Consider the following 1,863-nt stretch of genomic DNA (forward strand, 5'->3'; position numbering starts at 1 on the left):
CGGCGCCCCGGGCGCTCCGCCGGGCGGCGGTTCCGCACGTCCCGCCGCCCCGCGCGGCCTGTCGCCGGTGCGCCGGGGCTGGTCCGTCTGGACCCTCGCCCTGCGCCGCGCCCGCGGCGGCATCGGCCGCGTGGCGGCCGTATGGCGGCGCTCGATCCAGTTCCGCGTGGTGTCGACCACCCTCGTCCTGTCCGCCGCCGTCATGGTGCTGCTCGGCATCGTGGTGGTGGGGCAGGTCCAGGGCGGCCTGCTCGACGCCAAGGTCGCCGGTGCCACCGCCCAGGCCGAGGGCGGCTTCCAGGTGGCCGAGACCCAGGCGTCCGACGGCGGCAACGAGGGCGCGCGCGCCACGCCGCCGGTCGGCACCGACCCCGCCAAGGGCTCGCTCGACATCAAGGACTGGCTGACCGGCCTGGTCGACCAGCTCTCCAGCGGCGGCAAGGGCCAGTACGACGTGGCCGTGCTCAGTCCGCCGGACAGCTCGCGCTACGGGCCCCGCTCGTCCGGCAACGTGCTGGCCGACCAGAGCGTGTCCGTGGAGCTGCGGCAGCGGATCCACCAGGTGTCGGGTGCGTCGTACCAGTTCACGAAGATCGTGCGGGAGTCGGACGAGGGCGGCGGCCGGTCCAGCACGCCCGGGGTCGTGGTGGGCCGCGAGCTGTCCGACCCTCGCGGCGACAAGTACCAGCTCTACTACTTCTTCCCGTTCACTCCCGAGGAGAAGACCCTCGGCCTGGTGCGCGGCACGCTCGCGACCGCGGGCGTCTTCCTGGTGCTGCTGCTCGTCGCGATCGCCGCGCTGGTCACCCGGCAGGTGGTGACACCGGTGCGGATGGCCGCGCGGATCGCCGAGCGGCTGGCCGCGGGGCGTCTGGAGGAGCGCATGCGCCTCAACGGCGAGGACGATCTCGCGCGGCTGGGCTCGTCGTTCAACAAGATGGCCTCGAACCTCCAGAACAAGATCCGCCAGCTTGAGGAACTGTCGCGCATGCAGCGGCGGTTCGTGTCGGACGTGTCGCACGAGCTGCGCACCCCGCTGACCACCGTGCGGATGGCCGCCGACGTGCTGCACGAGGCGCGCGAGCGGTTCGACCCGGCCGTCGCGCGTTCGGCCGAACTGCTCCAGACGCAGTTGGACCGGTTCGAGGCGCTGCTGTCCGACCTGCTGGAGATCAGCCGCTTCGACGCGGGCGCCGCGGTACTCGACGCCGAGTCGTTCGACCTGCGGGTCATCGTGGGCCGCGTGGTCGACGCCGCCGAACCGCTCGCCGAGCGCCGCGGCGGCCGCATCGTCGTGAACGAGCCGGGCGTCTCGTGCATCGCCGAGGTCGACCCGCGCCGCATCGACCGCGTGCTGCGGAACCTCGTCGTGAACGCCGTCGAGCACGGCGAGGGACGCGACGTCGTGGTCAGCGTGGCGGCCGCCGCCGACGCCGTCGCGGTGACCGTGCGCGACTACGGGGTCGGCCTCAAACCGGGCGAATCCTCGCTCGTCTTCAACCGCTTTTGGCGCGCGGACCCGGCCCGGGCGCGCACCACGGGCGGCACCGGGCTCGGCCTGTCGATCGCGCTGGAGGACGCGCACCTGCACGGCGGCTGGCTGCAGGCCTGGGGCGAGCCGGGCGGCGGCTCGCAGTTCCGGCTGACGCTGCCGCGGGTCGCGGGCGGGGACCTCGTACGCTCGCCGCTGCCGCTGGAGCCGCCGGACTCGCGGGCGAACCGGGGGCTGAACCTCGCGGGGACGCCGTACCGCCGCGCGACGCGTCCCGGCCCCGCGGATCCGACCGACGCGCCCCCGGGTGCCGGGCCGGAGCCGCGCACCGCGCCGCGGACCGGCAACGGGGCGACGCCGGACGCGTCCGG

General features: G+C 74.9%; 1 protein-coding gene. It reads left to right on the top strand.

Going from position 1 to position 1,863, the window contains the following annotated elements; translation table 11 throughout:
* The coding region (mtrB, locus tag ACRX5S_RS25470; protein ID WP_436775606.1) for an MtrAB system histidine kinase MtrB at positions 1-1,863 on the top strand (1,863 nt) is incomplete at both ends.

It is taken from the genome of Yinghuangia sp. YIM S09857 (genome assembly GCF_051388915.1).
Lineage (GTDB): Bacteria > Actinomycetota > Actinomycetes > Streptomycetales > Streptomycetaceae > Yinghuangia.